Origin of the sequence: Methylomonas sp. AM2-LC (assembly GCF_039904985.1) — a bacterium.
GTDB lineage: Bacteria > Pseudomonadota > Gammaproteobacteria > Methylococcales > Methylomonadaceae > Methylomonas.
In genome coordinates this window covers 25,408-51,364 of the sequence record NZ_CP157007.1, presented here as the reverse complement: position 1 = coordinate 51,364, position 25,957 = coordinate 25,408, and the positions used below count along the sequence as shown (strand labels likewise).

Annotated in this window: 19 protein-coding genes and 3 pseudogenes; 16 read left to right on the top strand and 6 right to left on the bottom strand. The window is 40.5% G+C overall.

Features of this window, described 5'->3' with window-relative positions:
- Positions 1 to 26: 26 nt before the first annotated feature.
- Positions 27 to 659, top strand: a complete 633-nt coding sequence (locus tag ABH008_RS24120) for a LysE family translocator (protein WP_347990357.1) — start codon at positions 27 to 29, stop codon at positions 657 to 659.
- Positions 660 to 1,530: 871 nt separating this feature from the next.
- Here ABH008_RS24120 and ABH008_RS24115 read toward each other — a convergent pair.
- Together ABH008_RS24115 and ABH008_RS24110 are read right to left on the bottom strand one after the other, a co-directional pair.
- Positions 1,531 to 1,827 carry a hypothetical protein gene (locus ABH008_RS24115; RefSeq protein ID WP_347990356.1) on the bottom strand — a complete coding sequence of 99 codons (297 nt, stop codon included), beginning with the start codon at positions 1,825 to 1,827 and terminating at the stop codon, positions 1,531 to 1,533.
- Between the two features lie 205 nt (positions 1,828 to 2,032).
- A pseudogene (locus tag ABH008_RS24110) lies at positions 2,033 to 2,839 on the bottom strand (Tn3 family transposase); the annotation flags it as partial.
- A gap of 569 nt (positions 2,840 to 3,408) precedes the next feature.
- Between ABH008_RS24110 and ABH008_RS24105 the strand changes: the two are divergent.
- The 3 genes from ABH008_RS24105 (at position 3,409) to ABH008_RS24095 (ending at position 5,420) form a co-directional block, all read left to right on the top strand.
- A complete protein-coding gene (locus ABH008_RS24105; RefSeq protein WP_347990355.1) occupies positions 3,409 to 3,945 on the top strand; it encodes a hypothetical protein in 537 nt (178 codons plus the stop codon).
- A 698-nt stretch (positions 3,946 to 4,643) separates the two neighbouring features.
- Positions 4,644 to 4,820, top strand: a complete 177-nt coding sequence (locus ABH008_RS24100) for a hypothetical protein (RefSeq protein WP_347990354.1) — start codon at positions 4,644 to 4,646, stop codon at positions 4,818 to 4,820.
- Positions 4,821 to 5,420 carry a hypothetical protein gene (locus ABH008_RS24095; RefSeq protein WP_347990353.1) on the top strand — a complete coding sequence of 200 codons (600 nt, stop codon included), beginning with the start codon at positions 4,821 to 4,823 and terminating at the stop codon, positions 5,418 to 5,420.
- 178 nt (positions 5,421 to 5,598) lie between these two features.
- On the opposite strand, the gene ABH008_RS24090 is transcribed toward ABH008_RS24095, so the two are convergent.
- Complete coding sequence (locus tag ABH008_RS24090; RefSeq protein ID WP_347990352.1) at positions 5,599 to 6,540, bottom strand: DNA-binding protein; 942 nt, start codon at positions 6,538 to 6,540, stop codon at positions 5,599 to 5,601.
- Between the two features lie 670 nt (positions 6,541 to 7,210).
- The gene (locus ABH008_RS24085) at positions 7,211 to 7,801 is read right to left on the bottom strand and encodes a recombinase family protein (RefSeq protein WP_347990351.1); all 591 of its coding nucleotides are present in this window, start codon (positions 7,799 to 7,801) and stop codon (positions 7,211 to 7,213) included.
- A gap of 221 nt (positions 7,802 to 8,022) precedes the next feature.
- Between ABH008_RS24085 and ABH008_RS24080 the strand changes: the two genes are divergently transcribed.
- Complete coding sequence (locus ABH008_RS24080) at positions 8,023 to 8,769, top strand: SprT-like domain-containing protein (RefSeq protein WP_347990350.1); 747 nt, start codon at positions 8,023 to 8,025, stop codon at positions 8,767 to 8,769.
- Positions 8,770 to 9,373: 604 nt separating this feature from the next.
- Here the strand turns inward: ABH008_RS24080 and ABH008_RS24075 are convergent.
- Positions 9,374 to 9,676 (bottom strand): DUF1232 domain-containing protein, encoded by a 303-nt coding sequence (locus tag ABH008_RS24075; RefSeq protein WP_347990349.1) that lies wholly within the window; start codon positions 9,674 to 9,676, stop codon positions 9,374 to 9,376.
- Positions 9,677 to 9,958: 282 nt separating this feature from the next.
- On the opposite strand from ABH008_RS24075, the gene ABH008_RS24070 reads away from it, so the two are divergent.
- From ABH008_RS24070 to ABH008_RS24020, 11 genes and pseudogenes are all read left to right on the top strand, one after another.
- On the top strand, positions 9,959 to 10,510 hold the full coding sequence (locus ABH008_RS24070) for a DUF6399 domain-containing protein (RefSeq protein ID WP_347990348.1): 552 nt from the start codon (positions 9,959 to 9,961) through the stop codon (positions 10,508 to 10,510).
- A gap of 1,108 nt (positions 10,511 to 11,618) precedes the next feature.
- Positions 11,619 to 12,938, top strand: a complete 1,320-nt coding sequence (locus ABH008_RS24065; RefSeq protein ID WP_347990347.1) for a protein kinase — start codon at positions 11,619 to 11,621, stop codon at positions 12,936 to 12,938.
- A gap of 79 nt (positions 12,939 to 13,017) precedes the next feature.
- Positions 13,018 to 13,728 (top strand): hypothetical protein, encoded by a 711-nt coding sequence (locus tag ABH008_RS24060; protein ID WP_347990346.1) that lies wholly within the window; start codon positions 13,018 to 13,020, stop codon positions 13,726 to 13,728.
- Positions 13,722 to 14,522: a PP2C family serine/threonine-protein phosphatase gene (locus ABH008_RS24055; RefSeq protein WP_347990345.1), complete on the top strand. Its 801-nt coding sequence runs from the start codon at positions 13,722 to 13,724 to the stop codon at positions 14,520 to 14,522. Before ABH008_RS24060 ends, ABH008_RS24055 begins: the two co-directional genes overlap by 7 nt.
- 1 nt (position 14,523) lies before the next feature.
- Complete coding sequence (locus ABH008_RS24050) at positions 14,524 to 15,546, top strand: tetratricopeptide repeat protein (protein WP_347990344.1); 1,023 nt, start codon at positions 14,524 to 14,526, stop codon at positions 15,544 to 15,546.
- Between the two features lie 60 nt (positions 15,547 to 15,606).
- A complete protein-coding gene (locus ABH008_RS24045; RefSeq protein WP_347990343.1) occupies positions 15,607 to 16,305 on the top strand; it encodes a hypothetical protein in 699 nt (232 codons plus the stop codon).
- A 257-nt stretch (positions 16,306 to 16,562) separates the two neighbouring features.
- Entirely contained in the window at positions 16,563 to 17,369 is an 807-nt protein-coding gene (locus ABH008_RS24040; RefSeq protein WP_347990342.1) for a Tim44-like domain-containing protein, read from the top strand.
- Between the two features lie 184 nt (positions 17,370 to 17,553).
- Positions 17,554 to 17,988: pseudogene (locus tag ABH008_RS24035) on the top strand (Clp protease N-terminal domain-containing protein); the annotation flags it as partial.
- A gap of 439 nt (positions 17,989 to 18,427) precedes the next feature.
- Positions 18,428 to 18,664, top strand: a pseudogene (locus ABH008_RS24030) (ClpX C4-type zinc finger protein); the annotation flags it as partial.
- Positions 18,665 to 20,674: 2,010 nt separating this feature from the next.
- Positions 20,675 to 21,523: an SH3 domain-containing protein gene (locus ABH008_RS24025; protein ID WP_347990341.1), complete on the top strand. Its 849-nt coding sequence runs from the start codon at positions 20,675 to 20,677 to the stop codon at positions 21,521 to 21,523.
- Positions 21,524 to 25,420, top strand: coding sequence for a type IV secretory system conjugative DNA transfer family protein (locus ABH008_RS24020; RefSeq protein ID WP_347990340.1), 3,897 nt, complete (start codon positions 21,524 to 21,526; stop codon positions 25,418 to 25,420).
- Here the strand turns inward: ABH008_RS24020 and ABH008_RS24015 are convergent.
- Positions 25,396 to 25,956, bottom strand: coding sequence for a BrnT family toxin (locus ABH008_RS24015; protein ID WP_347990339.1), 561 nt, complete (start codon positions 25,954 to 25,956; stop codon positions 25,396 to 25,398). The genes ABH008_RS24020 and ABH008_RS24015 overlap by 25 nt on opposite strands.
- Position 25,957: the final 1 nt, after the last annotated feature.

The window sequence follows — 25,957 nt, the reverse complement described above, 5'->3', positions numbered from 1 at the left end:
AAAAATAACGACTGACTTTATAACTTATGCTCGGCACTCATGATCTAACACTTTTTGTAATCTCTGGTCTATTGCTAAATATCACACCTGGCGCAGACTCGCTGTATATTGTTGCCCGTAGTGTCGGCCAAGGTCGTTCTGCCGGCGTAGCCGCCGCACTCGGTATAGCCCTGGGCTGTTACCTGCATATTTTTGCCGCCGCTGTTGGCTTGTCAGCGCTACTTGCGGCTTCTTCGACTGCATTCTCCACGCTTAAGCTGATTGGTGCAGTGTATCTCGTATACATAGGAATTACCTTGATGCGCAGTACTTCACCCTGTTCAGATGCACTAAAGAACTCGCAGCCAGCGTCCCTACGCAGTATTTTTCGTCAAGGCTTTCTGACCAACGTTCTCAACCCAAAAGTGGCGATTTTCTTTCTGGCTTTCGTTCCACAGTTTATCGAGCATGAAGCGCCAAACAAAGCCTTGGCCTTTATCTTCCTGGGCGGGATTTTTAATTTTACTGGCACAATTTGGTGCTTGTTCCTCGCTTGGTTCGCAGACCATCTTAATCAGCGCCTATCTCCCCGCAAGCTTTTATTTGCCTGGCTAACGCGAACAGCGGGAGGCGTGTTTGTATTCCTGGGATTTAAGCTTGCCGTCAGCAAGCAGAACTAAAATACCATTCCATATCCCATCGATATTGTTTCGTATCAGGTTGGAATAGCATCATTACGAACAGTGTGAATAGCATTGTATTCAGAACCTTGGCGTGACGTTGGCGTTACTCATTTACTAATTATTCCTAATCCTTTCGGTCAGCCAACTTTATCGGCAAGCATGAATTTTGTGACGCACAATAAGTTATTAATATTCAATAGGCTATAGAATTTTTAGTGGCGAATTTGAAATCGATATTTCGTCTGAAAGCCGCTAATACCAAGGGCTCCAGGGGTGTCGCGGGACAAACCGTTCTTTTGGTTAATTAACCCCTTAATGTCTTTTGTTTAAATGTACACGGGTGACCGTAAGGATTGCACCGTAAATGGGCAATAGCGGCTATTCTCATGCGTATCTAGCCTCTAGATGGGGTATTCTTCCATATTTGACATCGTTTTGTGAATTTTATAAGTGATTTAAGCGAAAGATTTGGTATGCTAAAGCCAATTATTGGCAAAATATGGTGATTTTTACGTCAAATAATCCTAAATCACCTGAGTTTGTTTACTATTACCCATTTACGGTGCAATCCTTACGGTCCCCCAATATCGGCTAGATGTGCCAGCGAAAAAGCAAGAGAGAAATATTTAGAATTAACCAGAGAATACAGCGTAGAGCAAACACCAGAACAGCAAGACCGCGCCGAACGTATCGCCGCCGCGACCGAACGTTTTAAACTTATAAACGAGGCAAACAGACAGGAACGAGAAAAAGAGGGGCAGGATTACAGCAGGGGGCGAGACCGATAAAAAAAACCGCAGAAATGCGGTTTTTTTATGCTGTTAAACATTAGACAGACCTTGCCGTTTTGTCTGATGTTATTGGATTATTATTTAACCTCTATTAAATTGCGGCGTGAGGCGATAACACATGTTATCCATGTATCACCAATAATAATTGACTTATCAAAATTACAAATCGCAGCAGTCATGAGAAGTTCATCATTAATCGAACTTTTTTTTAGAAACCGTATAACGTCCCCTGTATTGCATTTTTCCCTTATTTTTGGCTCATTTAAATCAGAAACAAAACAAGTATTATTTCCAGCGGCATAAGATATATTACCAATAAAACTTATTGTTATGATGCAGAAAACGAAAAATACTTTTACAAGATTTGTTTTCATATTTTTTTCAATACCGTTGTAGTTAGAAGATAACCGAATTATAGCCTTAAAAATTGGTAGCGCGAAAACCAGTCAAAAACATTGGACAAAATGAGCCAAAATGTCTGATGTTCAAACCCACGCCCTAGGGTTTACGAGGCTTCTAGCGGCATCAAAAGGGGGACCGTAAGGATTCCTTCGTAAATGAGTAACATCGCTGATTTCATTACATCAGAAATGTCACACCGTAGTCAATCGGTTCCAAATCCCGTTCCCGAAGTTCGTAGGTGCCGAAACGATTGGCGTGATGAGTCCGATATGGACTAAACGCAGCAGCCAATTCTGGCGTTAACTTCATTCCCTCCGCTTCCAGCTCCTTGAATGCCTGCGTCATTGTATGGCAGTTGTGGAAAATCATCAGATTGGCAATCAGATGGTTGTACTTGATTATCTTCAGCTGATCCTCGCGCACATTCTCCTCGATGGTGTCCGATCCGAAATATGCCCACTGAGCAAAGTTGTTGAAACCTTCACACTTGTTTTGCGCTGCCTGAATGACCTGACGTAGCGCATCGTCGCTGATATATTCCAGTAGGAATATGGTGCGGACGACCCGGCCCAACTCACGAAAGGCGAAATACAGTTTGTTTTTCCGGCTGGCGGTACCGAGCTTACGCAAGATGGTCGATGGTTGAATACGCCCGGCACGAATCGATTGCGCTACTTGCAGCATGTCCGGCAAATGACAGGCGATCAAATCCCAATCTATCGCATCCTTGGTAAACAGGTCATCGATGTGTTTATACACTTCGTCGGCAGTCGGTCGGAACCATTTCAAATCTTTCCAGTTGCGAATACGCGGCATCAGTTTGATACCCAGTAAAAAAGCCAAGCCATAAACCGGTGCGCTTTGCGCCTGGGTATCGCCATGCAATGTGTCGGGCTGAATATCCGACTTGTTTTTTGTCAGTCCATCCAGGATATACACGGCTTCCCAGACACCGCAGGGAATAAAATGCGAAAACAGCGCAATAGGGTGACCGTAAGGATTGCACCGTAAATGGGCAATAGCGGCTATTCTCATGCGTATCTAGCCTCTAGATGGGGTATTCTTCCATATTTGACATCGTTTTGTGAATTTTATAAGTGATTTAAGCGAAAGATTTGGTATGCTAAAGCCAATTATTGGCAAAATATGGTGATTTTTACGTCAAATAATCCTAAATCACCTGAGTTTGTTTACTATTACCCATTTACGGTGCAATCCTTACGGTCCCCCAACTTGGCTTTGACTGAGTCTGGAGCTGGGAATGGCTATGGTATTAATTTTTTAGTCAATGGTGCCGTCTCACCAGTACCAGTACCAGTACCAGAAGAATGGGCAATGATGTTATTAGGTTTGTCATTGGTTGGGTCGTTCGTAAACAATCATCCATACCTATGATTAGTGTCTAACCTAGGTATTATTAAGTATATACATCCAATATTGATGCCTATTATGATAGGTTTGGCTCAATCGGGTAGTTTATTAACCAAAATTCAGCCAATAAGCTGCATAGTGTTTTTATCATCACTGACAAAATAAGCAATGGGATACTAATTATGAAGAGAACACTTCCTACTTTCGCATTTATTTGCACAACACTTAATAGCGCATTTAGCTACGCCGATACCTTCACTGATTACATAGTAACAGGATCTGATTGCACTTCCGATTGTGATGGCGCTGCAGATTCGTTCCGCATTGCGTTCAACTACGATAATACATTACATGTCATTAGCAGTGTATCGGAAGGTAGCTTTACCGACGCATTTGGTACATACACCGGAATCACGCATATAACTAACTTTGTAGTAACAAACCAGTTGGGATACGGTATACAATTACAGGGCTTCGCAAGTAATCCTTCGTACCTCGATCTCGCTTCGCAGGTTCCAATTTACCCACATTTTATGACTGAACCAAGTGTGACCATCACAATCGACCCATATGTTAGCAACGATTGGATCGGTTACAATCATTTAAACATTTCTGCAATACCAGAAGCTGATGAATGGGCGATGGTGTTATTAGGCATGCCATTATTAGGCTGGGTCGTTCGTCGTAAACAATCTGCAATGCAAATAGCTACTGCATAAATCATCACAAAATCCAGGGTAGCCAGAATATTATAAATCTGGCAATCCCCTGTGGATCTTGATTCAGAAATTCATCCCTATTAATTAGCTTCAATATAATTGGTTGCTGCTATTCGTTTAATTTTTTGGGTGTCGCTTGTTGGCCCTACTGACGCAGTGATAATATCAATTTGCTCGCCGAATAACGGAAAGTCAACTGGGTCAACGGTTGCCTTAACAATTGAAATTGGAACGTTACCTCGAACGGCAGAAATGGCCGATTGTGTGAGGTCGCCAATGACTGCTTTGTAGCCCTCCAGTTCGCATAATCTGGATTGGACTGACTGTCCGGTTTAGAGAAACGCGAGAGGCCGGTTTGGGTCGTAACCGGAAATTCGATGTTCACAATTTTAGCTTAAAAACTTACATTGGATGCCAGCGTGCGTTGCGCTTCAAATCCAGTCCAATTAAGTCTTAAAGCTGTAGTTTAATCGGAGTCCGCTTTCTTTACCTGCTTCAACGGCGGGTATCGCTTACCTATTTTGGTGCAGCGGTCATTCTCAACATGGAACGCTGGCATGCACCGAAGATAAATCCAAATTAGCACCCAGCAATCTAAAGAAGTTGATTCCGTCCTTAAAAGGGACTAAACTATGAAAAGAAATATGTAAATTACTCTAACGATATTCAATACTAGTAATTGCTTTAGGAGTTTGCCAATGCAAATGGTTCATGCAGAAACAGCTGTTCGTAGCGATGCTAACTTTCGCACAAAAGAGGAACGGGCTAAACTTTTGATAAAAGCAAATATTCTGGATACCAATGGCGATTACGTTGAGCGTTTTTTTTCAGCTGAAACGATAAAAAAAGATAAAGCTCGTCAGCAGGGAAAATAATTGTATTCATCAAAACCTTCCTATGCTCTAGGCTTTCATGGTCTTGATGAAGAAATTGGTAAGAAGGTTTTAAATGGCGAACTGACGCTTCGTCATAGTCAGAATAGCTATGATTGGCTAGGACACGGTGTTTATTTTTGGGAAAGCAGCCCGGAACGGGCCTACCAGTTTGCCGAACAATCCAGTCAACGTCAGCAATCTACCGTTAAGAAGCCTTTTGTTATTGGCGCAATCATTGATCTTGGGATTTGTTTAGACTTGCTTGATAAGAAATGGTTGGATTTCCTTCGAGATGCTTACGATCAGCTGATTCTTGGCTTGAATGAGGCGGGTAAAGAATTTCCTGCTAATACAGCGTTTGGCGAAAATGACTTCGATTTTAAGAAACGCGAACTGGATTGCGCCGTAATTCGGTATGCTGTTGAATTAGCCGAAAGAGAGCAAAATATAAAATTTGATTCTGTCAGGGCCGCTTTCTGGGAAGGTGAAGAACTATACCCACAGGCAGGCTTTAAAACGCACAACCATATTCAATTGTCGATCATCAATCCCGATTGTATTAAGGGAATATTTCTTCCCCGGCAAAAAACGAATAATTAGTTTCTGTCGAGCATCGTGATCGTGGAATAATTGAATCAGACCGATTTATTGAACTTCACGCTAGGTGAGGCTGTTTCTATCTTAATCAAAGCACAACCTAAACTACCCCATTCTACAACTGCAAACTAATGATATGCTTTGAAACTTCGAATGTCAACCAATCTGTTAGAGAAAATTTTTAATCGGTTGTTTTCTTGTTTCCTGCGGTTTTCTCCGGCTGATGACTGCTAAGCGCCTGCAGGAGTTCGGCGGCTTGGGCCTGGGTGGCCTCAAGCTGTCCACGTAATTTCGCAGCTTCCTCACGGGCTATGGCCGTTTCTTTGTGTGCGTTATCTCTGTCGGCTTCGATCTTGGTTAGCCGTTCCACATTACGATGCGTTTCTTCAGCGGTGCGCTTGCGCTGCGCATGATGGGTTTCTTCTGCGGCAACGGCTTGGGCTTTTACGGTTGCCAGTTCTGCGCGTACCTGGTCGCGTTCAGCGGCCAAAGATTGAACCGCTTTTTTCTGCTCGGCCAGTTCCGTTCGGATACGTTCAAGTTCGACGGTATGTTGTTCACCAGCGCTCTTGGCGGTCTGCTCTGTTAATACCAAACGTTCCCGCAATTGCGCCAATTCTACGGCCTGGGCCTGATTGGTTGCCTGGGCATCGGCCAGGCGCTTTTCAAATGCTTCGGATTCGGCTATGACTTCATTCAGTTTGGTTTCTAAATCATCGACGGTACTAGATGCATCAGCTAATTCACGCTCGGCCTGTTCACGTTGATCGCCAGCGGCTCTGACCACTTCTCCTACCCGGCGCTCTGCCGCTTTTACCGCCTTATCGTTTAATTCAACGGCTAGCATGGATAAGCGTTCTGTGAGTGCTTTAGTCACCATAGCCACTTCCTCGGCCACCTCAATAGGCAATTCCGCCACCGGTTCTGCCCTGGTCACCGATTGGCTGGATAGATACTCATCCCAAACCTGTTTAAGCCGGCTGGGATTGCCACCGCCAACCTTCTGGCGTAAAGCAAAGCCGGTGATATTGCGACCAGCATCACGCAGTTCTTGACCGGCCTGGATAATAGCTTCTGGCGCAAATTCTGCAGGGCGTCCGGTTTGTATCGTCGTGGTTTGCATGAGGATTTCTCCTTTAAGTTGATGGCTATGTGGTAGCTTGTTTAAGCGCACCCAATATCGGAATCAAGAACCTTAGAGAGAGAATTTACAGCGGAAGAAATCTTAAAAGACAAACAACGGCAACGAGCGCATAAATCATAATTTTTTGAATCAATTGCTTTTTGCCATATCTGGCAAACTTTATGATTGCGATCAATCAAAAGACCTATTCTTCTCATAAGCACCCCCTTTAAGTTGATGACTATAGTATAGCACAAAATAAAATAACGAACAAACTAATTTAACAACAAATAAACAAACTAATGAACGAACAAATTAATTATACTAGAGATTGTTTCGGGTGATCGCAAGGATTTGTGTGACTTCTGCAGTCATCATGAAAAATACTATTATTGCCGCTCAACCACCTTAATCATGCATGTAAAACGGCGTCGTAATGGGGCGCCACACGGAGGCTATGGGTTACGGGCTTTTCGTACATGATTTTGTTTGCTATTGTCAAAAATCACACGCATCCTTGCGACTGCCTGGTCGCAACTACTCCTTTAAGTCGATGACTACAGAACAAAACAAACAAAGTCGATAACAAATAAACTAACGAACTAATAAACAAACATATTAATTATAATAGAGGTTGTTTCTTGATTTTCATTCATGGCGTTAATGTGACTTAATCCGTGCTTACAGTGGCCAGCGAATCGCATATACTATTATCCTGCCTTAAATATTGATATAGCGTTTCACGGCTAACGCCATACTCACGAGCCAGCGCCGCTTTAGGCTCTTTTGCCTCGGCCCGCCGCCGTAACTCCGCTACTTGCTCTTCTGTCAGTGCCTTTTTCCGGCCACGGTAAGCTCCTCTCCGCCTGGCAAGCGTAATGCCTTCGCGCTGCCGCTCTTTGATCAAGGCCCGCTCGAATTCAGCAAAAGAACCCATCACGGATAGTAGCAGCGTTGCCATTGGCGAATCCTCGCCAGTAAAAACAAGGCTTTCTTTGATGAACTCGACCTTTATACCTCGACCGGTCAATTGCTGTACCAAGCTACGCAGATCAACCAAATTTCTCGCTAGGCGATCCATGCTGTGAATGACAACAGTATCACCCTCCCTGGCGTAATCCAATAATGCTTCTAGTGCTGGCCGGTGCGTATCCTTACCTGATGCCTTATCCGTAAAAACCTTGCTGACTTCGACTTGCTCAAGCTGCCTGTCCGGGTTCTGGTCGAAAGAACTGACTCTAATATATCCAATACGCTGCAAGATTACCCCCAAAATACAAAATGTGTCAGGTTGAAATCTATAACCCTTGCCCCCATGTGTCAAGAAATATAAAAACACACTCTATTCTGACTGAATAAGGGGGCTTACCCTGACATCAGGTTGGGGTATAGCCCAAACTGACAGGATTGATATTGTATTGCACAATACAAACACATGATCTAGAATGATTTCATTGTGCAATACAATTTAATTGAGCCATTATGAAACCAACTGCAATAACTTATGCGGAGTTGCAGCTCGCTTATGACACGTTTAATCGGCGGCTGTTTAATAACGAACTACCTGAATGCCTCATTACGTTACAACGCTCAAATACAAGTGTTGGCTATTTCAGCGCCGACAGATTTTCAAACCTGGCCGGTCAGAAAATTGATGAAATTGCAATGAACCCGACTTACTTTGCCGTAGTGCCGTTGGTAGAAATTATGCAAACGGTCGCCCATGAAATGACGCACCTTTGGCAGCATCACTTTGGCGATTCGGGTCGCGGTCGATACCATAACGCACAATGGGCCAAAAAAATGGAATCTATCGGCTTAATGCCATCCAGCACTGGCCAGCCTGACGGAAACAAAACAGGGGATTCCATAGCAGATTATCCAATTGAGGGCGGTCAATTTATACAGGCATGTGAAGAGTTATTAACGAATGATTTTAAAATATCGTGGTATGACCGCTTTGCGCCCGTAAAAGCCATTGAAGGCGGACAACATTGTTACGGTCTTAATCTTGATTTGCCGGAAGCGGCCATTATGATTGCCGCTTCCAGCGGTGTTGAAATAGTACATTCAGCAACACCCAGTATCAGAATCAATGCATCTGAATCAACACCCAATAAAACCAACCGTTCAAAATATACCTGCCCTTGTGATCTTAACGTCTGGGGAAAGCCCGGACTAAACATTCAATGCGGCTCTTGCGGTGGACGTTTTTCGGAAAATCTGTGATGCGTGAAGATTGCACTCTACAGATTGAGGGGGCTACACACGAAATGCGTAAACATAGGCAATCACGCAGAATTACGATTATAACAAGAATAGGTCAAAGCCTTGATCAAAGAAAGTTAATTGAGTATATTTTCTCACTATTTGCCAACAAAAATAATATAATTTAATGACTTGACTATTTTACATCGGAATTTAAACAATACAATCAATATCAGAAATACACGTCAACTGATTTGGTTGACGACTATTGAAGCCACGGATTCAGATCATAGCTTACAATAATCAATAATTCACATTTACTATTGGACATCCTCATTCCATTGATCTATTTTCGTAGCTTCACTGTCACATTTTGGGCATTTCATAAAAGCTCCTATTTTTGAAAAAATAACTTACAGCGTTTTCAATTCAGGCATATATTTTGTAAGCTATAGAATTTTTTATAAAAACCCTTAGATTCAACTAAATAAGTGCAATTCATTTTTTTAATGCATTTAATCGAATATAAAAACGCTGTAAGTCTAACTTTATAGGGTATTTCGAAAACAGCCAAAAGGTTGTTTAGCACCCTTATGGTCACCATTTATCGGCTGACACAAAACATCTATACGCTATTCTGTTCATTTAATCGTCTTTTTCTTTGAAAATAAGCAGTCAATGCAGATACAAAACCAAAAACTATGTATCCAATATCATCAAGTTGTCCAAGTACTGGAATAATATCTGGTATTAAATCTACAGGGGAGAGAACTCCAACAGCTGAAAGAACAGTTCCACCATATCCCAAAACCTCCAATGCGACGTCCCGTAGTTTGCTTTTTGGTAAAGCAAGTAAAACAATAAATAAGCCAATTAGCACAGCTACGCCAATGACAAGTACTTCAAGAAAGTGAAAAAAACTCTGCATTACAATCTCTTAATTTTAATGGTTAATAAGTTGGCGTTGGCGAACAAATAACATGATATTTATCGAATGGTTGTTTTTTTTAAAAAACGCAATTCTCGAACTCTTTTGCAAATCATTGATGTATATCACAAAGATATTCAATGATTTTTTATGCATTATTTGTACGCTAACGCCTAGTCGGCTGGTAAAATTTTATTTTTTGGATAAAAAGGTGCTTGCCCCCCTAATAATATTTTTTCAAATGGGCTACCCACGGTAAGCCGGGACAAAAGTTAGATCTCGTTGACGTATCTTGTACGATATATTAATGATCAAAAAAACAACACAACACAAAAGTTACGAACAACGAGTCGTCTGATTATCGATGAAATTGCGAGAAGTGGCAAACAAAGCGTTCGCAAATTAGCCGCTTTAGTCAATCGATCTAAAAGCAGCGTTTATCGACACCAGCAAACGCAAGCCCTACGCAATCAACATCCTGAAGCCGCGCAGCATTTACAGGCTGATGCATTCACAGCAACTTTGCCGGAAAGCGAGTTGCAGCGTTGGCTGGAGTGGGCAGAGTGGATAGCGCGGAACTTTCATCGAAGCTCATCCGCCGTTGAGGGGCGCAATGGTTATCTGTCGCAGATGTATCACAATGGTCGTGGCTTGACCGAAAAACGCTTGCGAGCATTGACTGTGATTCATAACTACGGACTCAAACGGTCTGACGGAACAACTGCGGCAATGCGCTTGTTTGGCAGGGATTTTCCTGATCTGTTTTCATGGTTGGTTGATGAAATGGGCGAAACTTCCGCTGCCAAGAAAAGGAAGAGAACGGGCTACTCGTAACCCATTGCTTTGATGACTGTCCCGGCTTAAATTGGAAGCCTGAAAATCTATTTTTAAAATATCATTTGAAATTGATAAGCTTCGTAATAATATATGGTCTATAGAAAATGAAATTCAACTATCAAACGAAATTAAGAATTATAAATCAATAGATAAGGATAAGTTAAAAAATGAAATTAAAATTATAGAAAATAAAATAGATGAATTGTTGATAGATTTAGATAAAATTCTTTGTGTAAATGACGGACTTTTTTATAAATTGTTTTATTTTAAACACGACTCTAAGCTAGAGGGAATAATATTTAAAATATCTTTTTGTGTATTTTTTAGTTGTTGCAGTTATTGGAATGTATATGCCAAATAATAATTCATAAGCCAAAAACCTCGTAATTTTTCTATTTCTTGTTAAATCAAGTTACGGCTACCCACTTATGCTCTATGTTGATTTAAACACCCAGCGCTGTAATTGAATACTCGACCAAGTGGTTACACAAAACACCATTCAATCCACAAACAACGGTATGGTTGACCATAAGGATTGCTTCGTAGTGCGACGTGAAGTGCAAAGCATTTATTTGGAGCTTGGTGATTGCTTACTTAAATAGACACCAACAAAAAACGTAAAGAAAGCTGCCAATTCCGGCTACAATTAGCAGAATGGCCTATACCACAACATCAGGTATAGTTAAAATCGGCTTCCCACTCAAGCCCGGACAAAGCCTAGCGATCATTTTCCCAAAAAGAGCGGCAGGCTACTCGTTGCTCTTAACCCGTTGATTATGAAAGGTGTCCAGGCTTAAGCGAATAGCTTTGAAATCGCACCAGCGGTTCTAATATCCCTATGCCAGATTATTTTAAGGAATGGTTAAGGGACGTAAGGCGATAGTAGGTACCAACCAGTAGATCCTAGTTGCCGTTATCGGGGCATCGGGGTTTGTGGTTTGCGCAAAAATTAAGGTTTTTGACGACAGCCAAAATCTGTATGTCGTAGGATGGTTTTATTCATTGCCTGCATAAAGAATAAAGATGGTGGATAGTCTTTTGATCCCAAAAGAAATTAACGCAACAGAACCTAAATTATTGCATTTGAATATCAACAGGACAAAACATGAATCAACTACTTAAACTCAATCAAACCGTACAATTAGATAATGGCTCTAACTGTACCGTAAAATCCTTTTTAGGTTCTGGTGGTCAAGGTGAAGTATATGAGGCGGATTTAAATGGTGTTGCAGTTGCTCTCAAATGGTATTTTCCACAACAAGCTAAGCCTGAACAACATGCAGCTTTGCAACATTTATTAAAAATTGGCGCACCCAATGCCAATTTCTTATGGCCTTTGGCATTAGCATCATCAATTGACGACACCAATTTTGGCTATGTTATGCCATTACGCCCAAGCAATTATAAAAATATATCGGACTTAGTTAAACGCCGTATTGAGTTAAGTTTTCGGCAATTATTAACAGCAACTGTTGAATTAACCGACAGTATGTTACAGCTTCATGCTAAAGGCTTATGTTATCGGGATATATCTTTTGGAAATTTCTTTATAGATCCTGATAAGGGTGCAATTTTAATTTGTGACAATGATAACGTCACTATCAATGGTTCGAAAATTTCAGGCACAGCTGGCACGCCAAGATTTATGGCTCCTGAAATTGTTCGCAGTGAGTCTAATCCCAATAGTGACTCTGATCTCTTTTCTTTGTCAGTATTATTGTTCTATCTGTTGTTTCTTCATCACCCCTTGGAAGGTAAGCGCGAAGCAACAATTAAATGCTTTGATTTGCCTGCAATGAATAAATTATATGGATTTAACCCCCTATTTATTTTTGATCCAAATGATAACAGTAATTATCCAGTTAAAGGTTATCAAGAGAATGCACTGATCTATTGGGATATTTATCCTCAATTCATTAAGGACTTGTTCATGCAGTCTTTTACAAATGGGTTGAATGACTTACACAGTCGTGTACGTGGTAGTGAATGGCGGCAAAAATTATTAGCCTTAAAAGACAATGTTATTGACTGTGTTTGTGGTGCAGAAAACTTTTATGATCAAGCGCATGTTGAAATGGCAGAAGAGTTACCCCTCTGCTGGTCTTGTAATCAACGATTGATATTGCCACCACGTATTAGAATTAAACACTCAACGCAAGAAATGACTATTGTTTTAAATCAAGGCGCTGAATTGTATCCGTATCATATATATTCTGCACGTAAAAATGAATTAAGCCCAGCTGTTGCTAAAGTTGTTCAGCATCCACAAAACCCGAATGTATGGGGTTTAAAAAATCTAAGTACTGATACATGGACATTCACTGAAAAAGGTACAGTTAAAACTGTAGCCCAGGGGCAAAGTGTGACCTTAGTATCTGGTATCAATCTTAATTTTGGTCAAACGCAGGCAGAAGTTCTCAAGTAATTCGGCTAAATTGCACCAATACAATCTTTCGCTACATCATTCAGATTTAGTACTTCACAATGATATATTTAGGATAAACATGACCACTTTAAAAAAACGTCCAGGCGGGGAATTAGCCACGCGTCCTTTGCATTTTATTTGGATAGCGGATTGCTCCCTTTCAATGAAAACTAAAGGTAAGATACAGTCTTTAAATCATGCTATTCGTGAAGCTATTCCTGCTATGCAGGCGGTAGCGGCTGAAAATGTAAATGCTGAAGTATTAGTAAGAGCGGTGAAATTTTCCGATGGTGCACAATGGCATATCGCAGAGCCTACAAAAGTCGATGACTTTAAATGGCAAGATTTGCATGTTGAGGGCCTTACAGCTATGGGTGATGCACTGCGACTTGTCGCTGACCAACTAAAAATGCCGCCAATGACGGATCGTGGTTTACCACCTGTTTTAGTGTTAATCACTGATGGTGAGCCGACCGATGATTTTGTGGGGGGGCTAAACGAGTTGATGAAATTGCCGTGGGGAAAGAAAGCGGTTCGTATTGGTATCGCCATTGGCGAAGATGCCGAGTTAGAGGTATTGGAACAATTTATTGGTAATCCAGAACTACAACCCTTACAGGCTAATAATGCACAAGATTTGGTTGCATATATTCGCTGGGTATCTACGGCTGTCTTACAGGCGGCTTCTGCACCACCAAGCCAGGTTACCTCAACAATCGAGAACAACGTTCCCATACCTGCTGCCCCAATCCCAATAGCTGATCCCGATTCGGCGGCGGATGTATGGTGAGTTGGCATATTTTAGCCGAAAGCGTACTTGGTGCCAGTCATATCCGTAGTAATTTACCAAATCAGGATGCAGTTGCTTATTATCAACCTGTAGAAGGCGAATTACCGTTGATAGTTGCCGTTGCAGACGGCCATGGTAATGCCCTTTGTACGCATAGCCATCTGGGTGCAAAATTTGCTGTGCAAGTGGCGATTGAAAGCGTGAAGACTGTGCTGATTGATTCACATGATTTAAGCTTATCACAAACTCTGACCTTAACAGAAGCATTGCCTAAAACAATTAGCCGCAGTTGGTATAATAAAGTCGATTGCTACATAAACGATAATCCAGAAGCTGCGCTTAATAATTCGGAATATTTGCCATTTGGTACTACTTTATTAGTCGTTTGTATTTTAAAAGATTGCATTTTATATTGGCAAATCGGTGACGGTGATATTGCTATTATCAATGAAGACAATAGCATAATTAGTCCTATCCCCTATGATGAGCGTTTATTAGGTAACGACACAACATCTTTATGTAACAACAATGCATGGGAAGATTTTCGTTATGCGTTTTTGCCTTTGATTAATACAGTACCAAAAGCTATTTTTTTAGTCAGTGATGGTTATAAGAATTCATTCAAATATTCAGAAGGTTTTCATCAAGCCTTAAGCGATATAAATGATTTTATTCACACCGAAAGTGCAGTTTGGGTTAAACAGGAATTAGCTGGCTGGCTTGATGAAGCATCACAACTAGGAAGTGGTGATGATATTACTTTAGCGATCATTTATTCATCAGATGGACAATAAAATGTTAGACATGCATCCGCGCGCACAATTATGCTTCATTCTTGAACAATACGGTCGAGTGCTAATTAATGAGCCAAAACGTTGCCGAGGAATGTTAAAGGATTTAGCGCCGCATCATACCCGTGAAACCAATTTACTGATCACCGCATTAGAACAGAAAATTGCCGATGAATTATTAAAGCCAAATCCCTTAATTTCTGTTGATATGCAAATAGAGCGTTTGGCAAAACGCTTACATGATAATCTCGGCACACAACTGGAGTTTGCTTATTGGGCAGTGGAATCTTGGGCGCTGGCTTTAAATGTTATTCATCAACCACTTCTTAAACAAAATGATATGGCTGAAGATGCTTATCGTTATGAGAAATCTATTTCTCAATTGAAACAAACTGCCAAACCCGGACATATCGATGCACAAAACGATTTAGGAATCCTGTTCTTAGCTGCTGAACAAGGTGATGTGAAGGGACAATGTAATTTAGGAAATATGTATCTTGATGGACAAGGAATTGCTCAGAACTATCAAAAAGCTGTGGAATGGTATCGTAAAGCTGCTGAGCAAGGTGATGCTAATGGTCAAAATAGTTTAGGATTTGTTTATACCAATGGCTATGGCGTCACTCAAGACAATCAAAAAGCCGTTGAGTGGTTTCGTAAAGCAGCTGAACAGGGCAATGCTAAGGGACAATACAATTTAGGAGTAATGTATACAAATGGCTATGGTGTCACTCAAGACAATCAAAAAGCTTTGGACTGGTATCGTAAAGCAGCTGAACAAGGTTTTGACGCTGCAAAACAAGCATTAGAAAATCTTATTGTTGTTAGTCAAACTGAAGCCTCTCGTCCAGCAAAGAAAAAGTTGACTATCCCAGAAGACGCGTCTCTAAGACGACATTTTTTGACTCAGTTGCAAGTCGAAATCGAGTCACAATTAGGCGTTCCGCCAACAGTGCCTGCTTTAAAACGTCATTACGACTCTGAGGTCAAAAGAAAAATGGATGAATATTTAGCGGGATGTTCATAGAATATTTTTGTGTGACTATGTGTACTTCAGATGTCATTTATTCAACAGATGGACAATTAAATGCTAGATACTCATCCCCGCACCCAATTATGCTTCATGCTTGAACAATACGGTCGAGTGCTAATTAATGAGCCGAAACGTTGTCGAGGAATGTTGAAGGATTTAGCGCCGCACCATACTCGTGAAACCAATTTACTGATCACCGCATTAGAACAGAAAATTGCTGAGGAATTATTAAAACAAAATCCATTAATTTCTGTTGATATGCAAATCGAGCGTTTGGCAAAACGCTTACATGATAATCTCGGTACACAACTGGAATTTGCTTTTTGGGCGGTGGAATCTTGGGCGTTGGCGTTAAATATCATTCAACAGCCTACAACTCCTAAACAAAATGAATTGATTGAAGAAGCCTATCGAGAAGCTGAAAAATTCTATGAACAAAAAGAATACGACAAGGCTTTTCCTTTAGAAGGTTATCAGCATCAAGCTATTTTAGCAGCTGAAAAGTCAATTATTGACACTATATATCCAGATGAAGATGGAGTTCACCCAGAAACACAACAAGCTACACGTCAAAAATTGCTAAAATTATTGCGTGAGGGTAAGCTAGATGACAAAGAAATTTTGGTTGATCCTGTAAATCATAAATTTATTACTTCACATGTGGGAACTGATAAATATTTTAAAATGCCAATCCGTGATTTATTAAAAATGTTACAATTTGAAGAGTATCAAAAACTAACAGGTCAAGATTAGAAATTATCATTGGTGGTGCTGAGCTGCGTAAAGATGGCGAAAAGCTGTAGTTAACGAAATTTGGATAATTTTTCACACTGGAAGTAATTTACCATTTTGCACTACTTAAGCCTTAAACGATATAAATGATTTTATTCACACCGAAAGTGCGGCTTGGGTTAAACAGGAATTGGCAGGCTGGCTTGATGAAGCATCACAACTAGGAAATGGTGATGATATTACTTTAGCGATCATTTATTCATCAGATGGACAATTAAATGCTAGATACCCATCCCCGTGCTCAATTATGCTTTATTCTTGAACAATACGGTCGAGTGCTAATTAATGAGCCGAAACGTTGTCGAGGAATGTTGAAAGATTTAGCGCCGCATCATACTCGTGAAACCAATTTACTGATCACCGCATTAGAACAGAAGGTTGCTGAGGAATTATTAAAACCAAATCCATTAATTTCTGTCGATATGCAAATCGAGCGTTTGGCAAAACGCTTACATGATAATCTTGGTACACAACTGGAATTTGCTTTTTGGGCGGTTGAGTCTTGGGCTTTGGCATTAAATATCATTCAAGAGCCTGTACCTAAACAAAATGATTTGGCTGAAGATACTTATCGTGAGGCTGAAAAGCTATGTAAACAAATAGAATATGAGAAAGCTAGCAGTGAACGGCCATCGATCAATCCCGCCGGCATCCCTGCCGATTTTGACCAACACGGCTTTTTGTCCGGCTCCGAAAAAGCGTTTCGGTATTTACAAGCAGCTTGGAACAACCGCGACTTGGCTTCTATCCGAGGCTTAACGACCGACAAGGTGTTTGCGGAAATTCAGAACCAGCTGCGCGCTACCAATACTGCCAATAAAACCGAAGTGTTACAACTTAAGGCCGAATTGCTAGAAGTGCGCGGAGCTGGTTCCGAGATGGAAGCTACCGTGTTGTTCGATAGCCTGCTCCGAGAAAACGATGGCCGAGAAGAGGCTGTCAGGGAAATCTGGTACTTTATTAAACCCGTCCACAGCCAGCAGACAAAATGGTTTCTGGATGGTATTCAACAACTTGAAGAATAAAATGCGGAGCGACTGACCGATTGGTTCCCCCCCTGCGTCAGAATAGTTGTCGTCTCAATTTTTTATAAAAAATAAAATTTGAGATTAAAGATGTGATCGGGGAACCTAGGTGCATATTTTAATCAAGCCCCGTGAGCATCATCTCTTGATGAATGCAATGGAAGAGCAATAAGAGAGGTAAGCCATGCTAAGTAAAGAGCTTGAAGTGACATTGAATGCGGCTTTTACGGTTGCTCATGCCAAGCGGCATGAATTTGTCTCCGTAGAACATTTATTGCTGGCGTTACTTGATAACGTCACTACCATCCCGATATTGATCGCTTGCGGCTGTAATGTAAACGCATTACGCGGTGAATTGACGCGGTTTATTGATGAAAACATCTCTTTGATTCCCGATTGCGACCAACGCGAAACTCAGCCGACCCTGGGTTTCCAGAGGGTTTTGCAGCGGGCGGTGTTTCATGTTCAGGCCTCCGATAAAAAAGAAGTGATCGGTGCCAATCTGTTTGTGGCTTTATTCAGCGAGGATCAGTCGCATGCGGTGAATTTACTTAATAAGCAAGACATCACACGACAGGATGTCGTTAATTTTTTGGCTCATGGAATAACCAAAGTTCAGATTAAAAATAATGAGGCTGAAGAAATAAGCGTATCACAAACATTGAAAACTGGGTCTGAACTAGCCATTGATATTGGTGCATCAAGCAAAGTTTGTTTTCAGCATAATAGAATGCTAGATAATCATCCTCGCACCCAGTTATGCTTCATTATTGAACAATACGGTCGAGTGCTAATTAATGAGCCGAAACGTTGCCGCGGCATGTTAAAGGATTTAGCGTCGCATCATACTCGTGAAACCAATTTACTGATCGCCGCATTAGAACAGAAAGTTGCTGAGGAATTATTAAAACCAAATTCTTTAATTTCGGTTGATATGCAAATCGAGAGTTTGGCAAAACGTTTGCATGATAATCTTGGTACACAACTGGAATTTGCTTTTTGGGCGGTGGAGTCTTGGGCTTTGGCATTAAATATCATTCAAGAGCCTGTAGCTATCCATGAGTAAAGATAAACAAGGTAAGGACGACTTTAAACTGGTTTACTGTTCATTTTGCGGTAAAAATCAAAACGAAGTTCGTAAGCTGATCGCTGGTCCTTCGGTTTATGTGTGTGATGAGTGTGTAGAGCTCTGTAACGACATTATTCGGGATGAGTTATTGGAAGACGAAACCTCTTCCAGTAACAGCGCGTTGCCTAAACCCAAGGAAATCAGACAAGAGCTGGATAACTACGTTGATATTGGTGCATCTAGCAAAGTTTGTTATCAGCATAATAGAATGCTAGATAATCATCCTCGCACCCAGTTATGCTTCATTCTTGAACAATACGGTCGAGTGCTTATTAATGAGCCGAAACGTTGCCGCGGAATGTTAAAGGATTTAGCATCGCATCATACTCGTGAAACCAATTTACTGATCACCGCATTAGAACAGAAAGTTGCTGAGGAATTATTAAAACCAAATTCTTTAATTTCGGTTGATATGCAAATCGAGAGTTTGGCAAAACGTTTGCATGATAATCTCGGTACACAACTGGAATTTGCTTTTTGGGCGGTGGAGTCTTGGGCTTTGGCATTAAATATCATTCAAGAGCCTGTACCTAAACAAAATGATTCATGATTACCCATAAGACTCAGCAACTTTAAATGCCGCAAGTTGGCCCAGTGGGAGCAACGCTACAATTTAACAACATATAAGAATCCGCTAATGGAATGTGACACCCTACTTGGGGTTGTACACCCAAACCCTCAGAATTTTTTTTAAAGCTGTATATCAATAGCATGATTATAATAAATCCGAAATAATCAGGTTATTTACAGGTGTTTTGACGTGAACAGCCATTGACATAATGGAGATTGAAACCTTCTCAAAACTCATATTCAGCCTACTACAGATGGCGTGACTTTGAAGCCCCTTTTTAATTTTCCAAAAAACACCAGTTTTTATGACTAAAATTGGGAAGTGGATAATTGACGTAAGCCCTTGTCGGCAATGGATTTTCGTAAAATCCTATGGGACTTTGGTGACAAGACCAGGCTGCTGCCAAAGCAATAATGGCCAACCCAGAAATTACCGTTGAAGAAGTCACTAAACGCTTGAACGTAGTCACATCCACCTTGTACCGGCACTTGTCTGGCTGCCAGAGGGGCAATCAAGGAAGCGGAACTTCATGCTGCCATGCCATATGGAGCGCCTAAATCATTGTTTTACTGAAAGTATAAATGTGCTTACGCTGGTCGAGTCGCCCGAGGGAACTTCCCCCTCAGGCTCTCACAGATCCGTACATGAGACTCTCGCTTCATACGGCTCTTCATGCCCCTTGCAAATTACCAAGTTTGCGTAAATCTTTAGTTCCTCCCATTTCTGGTTGACCAAAGCTCTATTTTGGACATGTCAGCCCCTTCGCTCCATTTCCATTACAGAAACTTCATCACTACTACGAGCTGATCCGCCCCTGTGCCCAGCCTCGGTACTCTCACACTTGTGGGGCTTCCACTTGTGTTTCTCCCTTAACATCTAGGCGACAGGTTCCCACGTTCCGCACAAAAGCCCGGATAAAGGTCACGCCATCTCTATGCCGGCCGCCGTTCAAGCAGTAAACAGGTGCCCCTTGAACTTATCCTGGAGTGCCACTAGTCTCCAGTTTTGACGACATTTCGTTGCTTTCGACACCTCATCAATGGTTCGCTTGCGCTCGTCTCCTCTATCCACACCTGACGCAATCAAGTCGCGCCTTTTCCTTAACGCTCACCACAAAGGCTCTTTACCCATGCAGCTTAAGGTGGTTTGGAACCAGCTCCTGCAAGCCGATCCCGAGGGGCCTACCCTCATCTTTTGTGCAGCATTGCACTTCGAGCAGCTTTACACTACTCACCCACGCATTCGTGGCACACTAGTAGCCAGCAATTAGTATGCTAATCGAATAACCCAATGATACAATTGACATCAGCTAATTATGTCTGGCAACAAATAATTATCGATAGAAGATGTGCGTAATAAATGTCAAGATTATATATATGTTGAAATACTTATAATAGTTGTATCTCACTTATGAATAAAATAGAAGACATAATAAACTACAATATTAACAAAACTAAAAGCTGTAATGGTGATTCTGTCAATTGACATTAACATATTTAAGTTGTTCATAAAAATGCTTTTGACTTGAGTATAGAACGAACCGCAAGCCCCCACCATATAATTTGGCTGGGTAAAAAATAACCATAAACTATTGGCAATGGCAATATGAAAAGAAATATTACGCTCCTTTTAATTCTCTCCATGCTTTCTGGTTGTGCCACTAACGGCACTGCCTTGAACAAGCAAGAAATAGGAACAGGTATTGGTGCGGTTCTTGGTGGCGTAGCTGGCTCGTTCGTCGGCAATGGAGCGGGAAAGGCTGTGGCAGTTGTTTTGGGTACGGCAGTTGGTGGTTTCGTCGGTAATCAGGTAGGGGCATGGCTTGATGAAAAAGACCAAGAGGCTATTAGTCAGGCATCAGCAAATGCTTTAGTGTCGGCTCCAACAGGTCAAGATGTTGTTTGGCGCAATCCCGAAAACGGTAACACTGCAATTATTACTCCCAAGGCACCTGTTGTAGAGGAGCGTAAAATTGCTATGGTGCGTAATAAAACAATGGCCCCTTTACCTAAATTGGACTTAATAGGAGAAACTTGGGATGCCAAGAAAGCAGCTAAAGTACGAACAGCTCCAAGCACTAATGGCGAGGTAGTAACCAGTTTAAAAACAGGTGACAAATTCACTGCTGTTGGTAAAGTTGTTGGCGAGGATTGGATTGTTGTCGCCCGAGGCAAAAAAACTATCGGATATATTTCGTCCAAAACTGTTGGTAAAGTAGAGCAAGCTCCAATAGTTTCTGCTGATAACTCAACCATACGCAAAGCGAGCAATATGGACACCGTTGAAAAAGATCGCGCTATCGATTTGGATGCTGCCGACACAGTAGCGCAGGTAGTTGTCGCTAATGCGTCATGCCGTGTTGTGGATGTTAAGGTTAGCGGTAAAGATGGACAGAATAGTAATAGTTCAACGAAGGCGTGCAAGGCTGCCGATGGTGCATGGGAAGTCCTATAAATGCGTAACCTGTTTTTTTATTGTCTTGTTGCTTTGGCAGTTATGGCAGGGGCAGTTGCCGCCGATGGGGTGGCAACACCGAAACGCCTAGCATTTTCTGAAAAACTTGGTGTAGAGGTCTTCGCTTTACCTGACTCAAAGGGAGATTGGTGTCAGCCTACGATGACTCTTAACATTATGGTAAAAGATAATAGTGCTTTATTGGAACCTAGTGGCTTGAGCGGATTTTTGCCTAAACTCAACCCAGTTTTTGATAAAGAATGTCCACAGGCTATAGCCGCAAATGTATCTGTCATTAAAACGCTTGATAATTCAGTCTTTGGTTCATTACTGAATATTAGTAAAGCCGATGGGTGGGCGGTAAAAACATCTGCTCCCGAAACAATTCCTGTTAAAAATGATAAGTTAATTGGTCAAGAAACATCAATTCAAGAAAACAACAATAAAGATATTTCTGAATATTTTAATAGTTCTTGGATAAGGAAAATTGAAAATTATTTTCATGATATAACTACAAAAAAAACAATTGTAAATCATGAAATCAATAAACAAATTACAACCAACTGCATTGATAATTGTGTTAATGGGCAAGGAACATTAACTTATCCAGATGGTACGAAACAAACTGGGTTTTTTAAAGACGAATTATTTATCATGAGCTTTGACTGTAAAAAAGCAATGACTCTCGTAGAAAAGTTAATTTGCTCAAATGAGAAACTTTCATCACTTGACAATATTTTAGCTCAAAAATACAAAAATTTAACTGCGATTCTATTTGATAATAACAACGACGATGGTCTATTACAAGAAGATCAAAATAGTTGGTTAGAAAAAGATCGTAATAAATGTCAAGATTCTATATGTATTGAAAATACCTATAATAGTCGTATCGTAATTCTTACTAAAATGGAAGAGCAAGCAAGCCACATTTTTAACCAAGCTAAAAGCTGTAATGGCGATTGTGTTAATGGGCAAGGAACATTAACTTATCAAAATCGCACAAAGTACGAGGGGAGCTTCAGGAACGGCAAACGAGAAGGTCAAGGCACACTTACTGGGCTACACGGCGATAAATATGTTGGTGAATGGAAGAATAATGAAAAAAATGGACAAGGAACATTAACCTTTCCAGGTATTTCAAAATACGAAGGCATGTTTAAGGACATGAAAAAAGAGGGCAAAGGATCTTATACTGAATTATTAAATGGTGAAATAATAAGTACCTATATAGGTGATTTTCATAATAATGAATATGAAGGTCAAGGCACACAGACTAATTTTATTGATGGTAAATTTTCTAGTAAGTATATTGGAGAATTTAAGAGCGGCAAATATAATGGACATGGAACTGATAATTCAGTATATGGTTTAACATATACAGGTGAATTTAAAAATGGAAAACACGAAGGACAAGGAACATTAACTTACGATAATGGAATTAAACAAGTCGGCGAATTCAAAGATGGAAAATTTATTGGTCAATTAAGCAGTAATGAGCAAGAAAATAAACAGAGCGTTGTAAGTAGCAACCCAGTAGCACTGGCAGAAACTAATCCTCACCAAGTTACTAATAAACTCACAGAACAAAGTATAAAAAACGCCATATTCTTTCCAATCATCCCAGAAAAAAACAATAATGGTTTCTCAAAACCTAATAATGATTGCAAAGCCCAATTCAATAACGGCATAGCTACCAGTTGCGATGAACAACATGAAATATCACTAATAGCCTACGGCGACCTTAACGCAGACAAACAAGACGATGCTGTAATTTCTGTGGCATCTACGCCAGAAGGTGCTAATCATGCAACCAGTACAATAGCCTTTTATCTCAATAATAATGGTATCCCTCAATATCTAGGTGGGGTTTATCCCGTACCCGATAACCAGCCAGCATTCGTTGAATCTCTACTAATAAAAGAAGGGAAAGTTTTTTCAGATTTATTGGCAATGAAAGATACTGATGCTCTTTGTTGTCCATCTCTAAAACTTAAAGAAATTTATCAATTACAAGGCAATAGATTAATTATAAATAGTGGTCAAAACACAAATCAGAAACAAAAACCACCACCAGCTATTGCTCAGCCTAATATTACCCAACAAATAAACAACCAAAACACTCAACAATTTAATAGATCATTACCTAATCTGGAGAAACTAATGCCTGGGAATATAGATATAACTCATTTAATTCTTGCCGCTATTATTGGTGCGCTTGTTGGAGCGTACTTTAGTGATAAAGGCAAGAGAATCAGGAAGTATATATTTAGATTTCTACTAGCATTAATAGCTATTACTGCATTTATTTTCTTAGAGCCTGTTCAGGCTTTCATAGTATTTTTAATATCTGCTTTTACAACTGCATACTATCTTAGGGATAAAATCTTCGGAAAAAGCAAAAAAGAACAACGACCAACAATATATGGTTCAGCAGAATGGGCAGATTTTGAACATTTAGTTAAGAGCGGTAAATTCTCCGATAATGGCTTGTTCCTAGGCGATTTCTACGGAGAAGGCAATCACATAGAAATGAAATATTCCGGCGACAGGCACCTTTTAACAATAGCTCCAACTAGATCAGGTAAAGGCGTTTCCGCTATTATACCTAATCTCTTGAGCTATCAAGGTTCAATGCTTGTTATTGACCCCAAAGGCGAGAATGCAAAAATTACTGCTGCTAGAAGAGCAGAAGGACTTGGGCAGAAAGTACATATTGTTGATCCCTGGGGTATTACTGGTAAAGAAATATCAAGCTTCAATCCACTTGATTGGCTTTCACCAGATGATGAAGATGTTAGTGAAAATGCCATGATTCTTGCCGATTCTATCGTAACTCAGCAAGAAGGGAATTCCGACCCATTTTGGAATGAAGAAGCTAAGGCTTTGTTAATGGGTATTATTTTGCATGTTGCATTGGATGATGATGAACAAGCTAATCGAACTCTTGCAAGAGTTCGAGATATTATTGTTTCCAGTAATGATGAGTTTAAGAAAACGCTAGAAAAAATGTTTGAATCTAAAAATTCAATTGTAAGTAGTACGGCGGCGCGTACAGCATCAAAAGATGTTAAGTTACGAGCCAGTGTCCTTGCCGCCCTGCAAGCTCATACGCACTTCTTAGATAGCCCTAAGATCAGAAAAAACCTTAACAACTCTAGTTTTAATTTTGGAGAACTAAAAACATCGAAAATGACAATATATTTAGTATTGCCATCTGACCGACTTGAAACATTTGGTCGTTGGTTGCGATTGCTTATTCAACAAGCTATTACCATTAACGCTCGTAATATTGAAAGCAAACCAGAAAAACCAATCATATTTATGCTCGATGAAATGCCAGCACTTGGTCGTTTAACTATGGTTGAACAAGCTTATGGGCTTATGGCTGGGTTTGGTATGCAAATATGGGGTATCGTACAAGACCTTTCACAACTTGAACGCATTTATGGCAAAGGATGGGAAACTTTTATTGGTAACTCTGGTGTATTGCAATATTTTGGTAGTCGAGACCAGAAATCCGCCGAATACTTTTCAAAACTTTGCGGTGTAACTACTATAGAGAAAGTGTCTTTTGGTTCATCTATTGCTAATGGCATATCAAAAGCTTTTGGAACTAGTAGTAGCATAACTACTAATGGTGGCAGTACTGAAGGCAGTAGCACCACCGAGACAGAAAGCACTACAAATACACACTCTATAAACACTGATTTAATTCAGCGTCATCTTGCTTACCCAGATGAATTAATGGTATTACACGGAAGCAGACAGTTAGTTTTTATTGAAAATCTTAATCCAATAGATTGTAGAAAAATTAGTTGGTATAGTGATAGTCGCTTTTCAAACTATGGAAAAAATCTAAATAATCCAAATAATCAAAAATCCCTACCTATGTCTTGAGATTTGTCAACGTCTTCGGAAAAGACCAGCTTTTTTGGCTGGTCTTGGGTTTGCTCTGAAGATGACGGCACACCCTCTTTTGCCTGTTGCTTACCTACCTCGGCTTGATCGCGACTTTGCTCTTGATCTTCGGCAAATGTAAGTTTCTTTTCTGTAATTCCCTCTTGGTTTTGATCTGTGGATTGTGTCGAAACAGGTATTTCCTTATTTTCTACTGTTTCTGTTTGTGTCGGTTGAATTTCTGAGTTATGCTCTTTGACAATTTCAAAATATGCCTCTCTTTCATTTTTATCAGCACACCTAGCAGATATTATTCTTATATCGCTGTCTCTATCTGTGTACGTTACATTTATACAAGTACCATCATTCATTTGTCCTATGGTATTATATCTATCCTCGCCGTAATCTTTTCTATCATCCAGTTCCTCTAATGTTGGTTTCTCAAATATTTTTGCAGCATCATTAAAGTCTATTCCGTGTTTTTCTATGTTTGTTTCGTTCTTATTATTGTCCCACTGAAAGCCTTCAGGATACATA

Bases quoted from the DNA above. Each gene is read 5' to 3' on its own strand.
- ABH008_RS24120 (WP_347990357.1), top strand. From the start codon at position 27: ATGCTCGGCACTCATGATCTAACACTTTTTGTAATCTCTGGTCTATTG.
- ABH008_RS24115 (WP_347990356.1), bottom strand. From the start codon at position 1,827: ATGAAAACAAATCTTGTAAAAGTATTTTTCGTTTTCTGCATCATAACA.
- ABH008_RS24105 (WP_347990355.1), top strand. From the start codon at position 3,409: ATGAAGAGAACACTTCCTACTTTCGCATTTATTTGCACAACACTTAAT.
- ABH008_RS24100 (WP_347990354.1), top strand. From the start codon at position 4,644: ATGCAAATGGTTCATGCAGAAACAGCTGTTCGTAGCGATGCTAACTTT.
- ABH008_RS24090 (WP_347990352.1), bottom strand. From the start codon at position 6,540: ATGCAAACCACGACGATACAAACCGGACGCCCTGCAGAATTTGCGCCA.
- ABH008_RS24080 (WP_347990350.1), top strand. From the start codon at position 8,023: ATGAAACCAACTGCAATAACTTATGCGGAGTTGCAGCTCGCTTATGAC.
- ABH008_RS24075 (WP_347990349.1), bottom strand. From the start codon at position 9,676: ATGCAGAGTTTTTTTCACTTTCTTGAAGTACTTGTCATTGGCGTAGCT.
- ABH008_RS24065 (WP_347990347.1), top strand. From the start codon at position 11,619: ATGAATCAACTACTTAAACTCAATCAAACCGTACAATTAGATAATGGC.
- ABH008_RS24060 (WP_347990346.1), top strand. From the start codon at position 13,018: ATGACCACTTTAAAAAAACGTCCAGGCGGGGAATTAGCCACGCGTCCT.
- ABH008_RS24055 (WP_347990345.1), top strand. From the start codon at position 13,722: ATGGTGAGTTGGCATATTTTAGCCGAAAGCGTACTTGGTGCCAGTCAT.
- ABH008_RS24050 (WP_347990344.1), top strand. From the start codon at position 14,524: ATGTTAGACATGCATCCGCGCGCACAATTATGCTTCATTCTTGAACAA.
- ABH008_RS24045 (WP_347990343.1), top strand. From the start codon at position 15,607: ATGCTAGATACTCATCCCCGCACCCAATTATGCTTCATGCTTGAACAA.
- ABH008_RS24040 (WP_347990342.1), top strand. From the start codon at position 16,563: ATGCTAGATACCCATCCCCGTGCTCAATTATGCTTTATTCTTGAACAA.
- ABH008_RS24025 (WP_347990341.1), top strand. From the start codon at position 20,675: ATGAAAAGAAATATTACGCTCCTTTTAATTCTCTCCATGCTTTCTGGT.
- ABH008_RS24020 (WP_347990340.1), top strand. From the start codon at position 21,524: ATGCGTAACCTGTTTTTTTATTGTCTTGTTGCTTTGGCAGTTATGGCA.
- ABH008_RS24015 (WP_347990339.1), bottom strand. From the start codon at position 25,956: ATGTATCCTGAAGGCTTTCAGTGGGACAATAATAAGAACGAAACAAAC.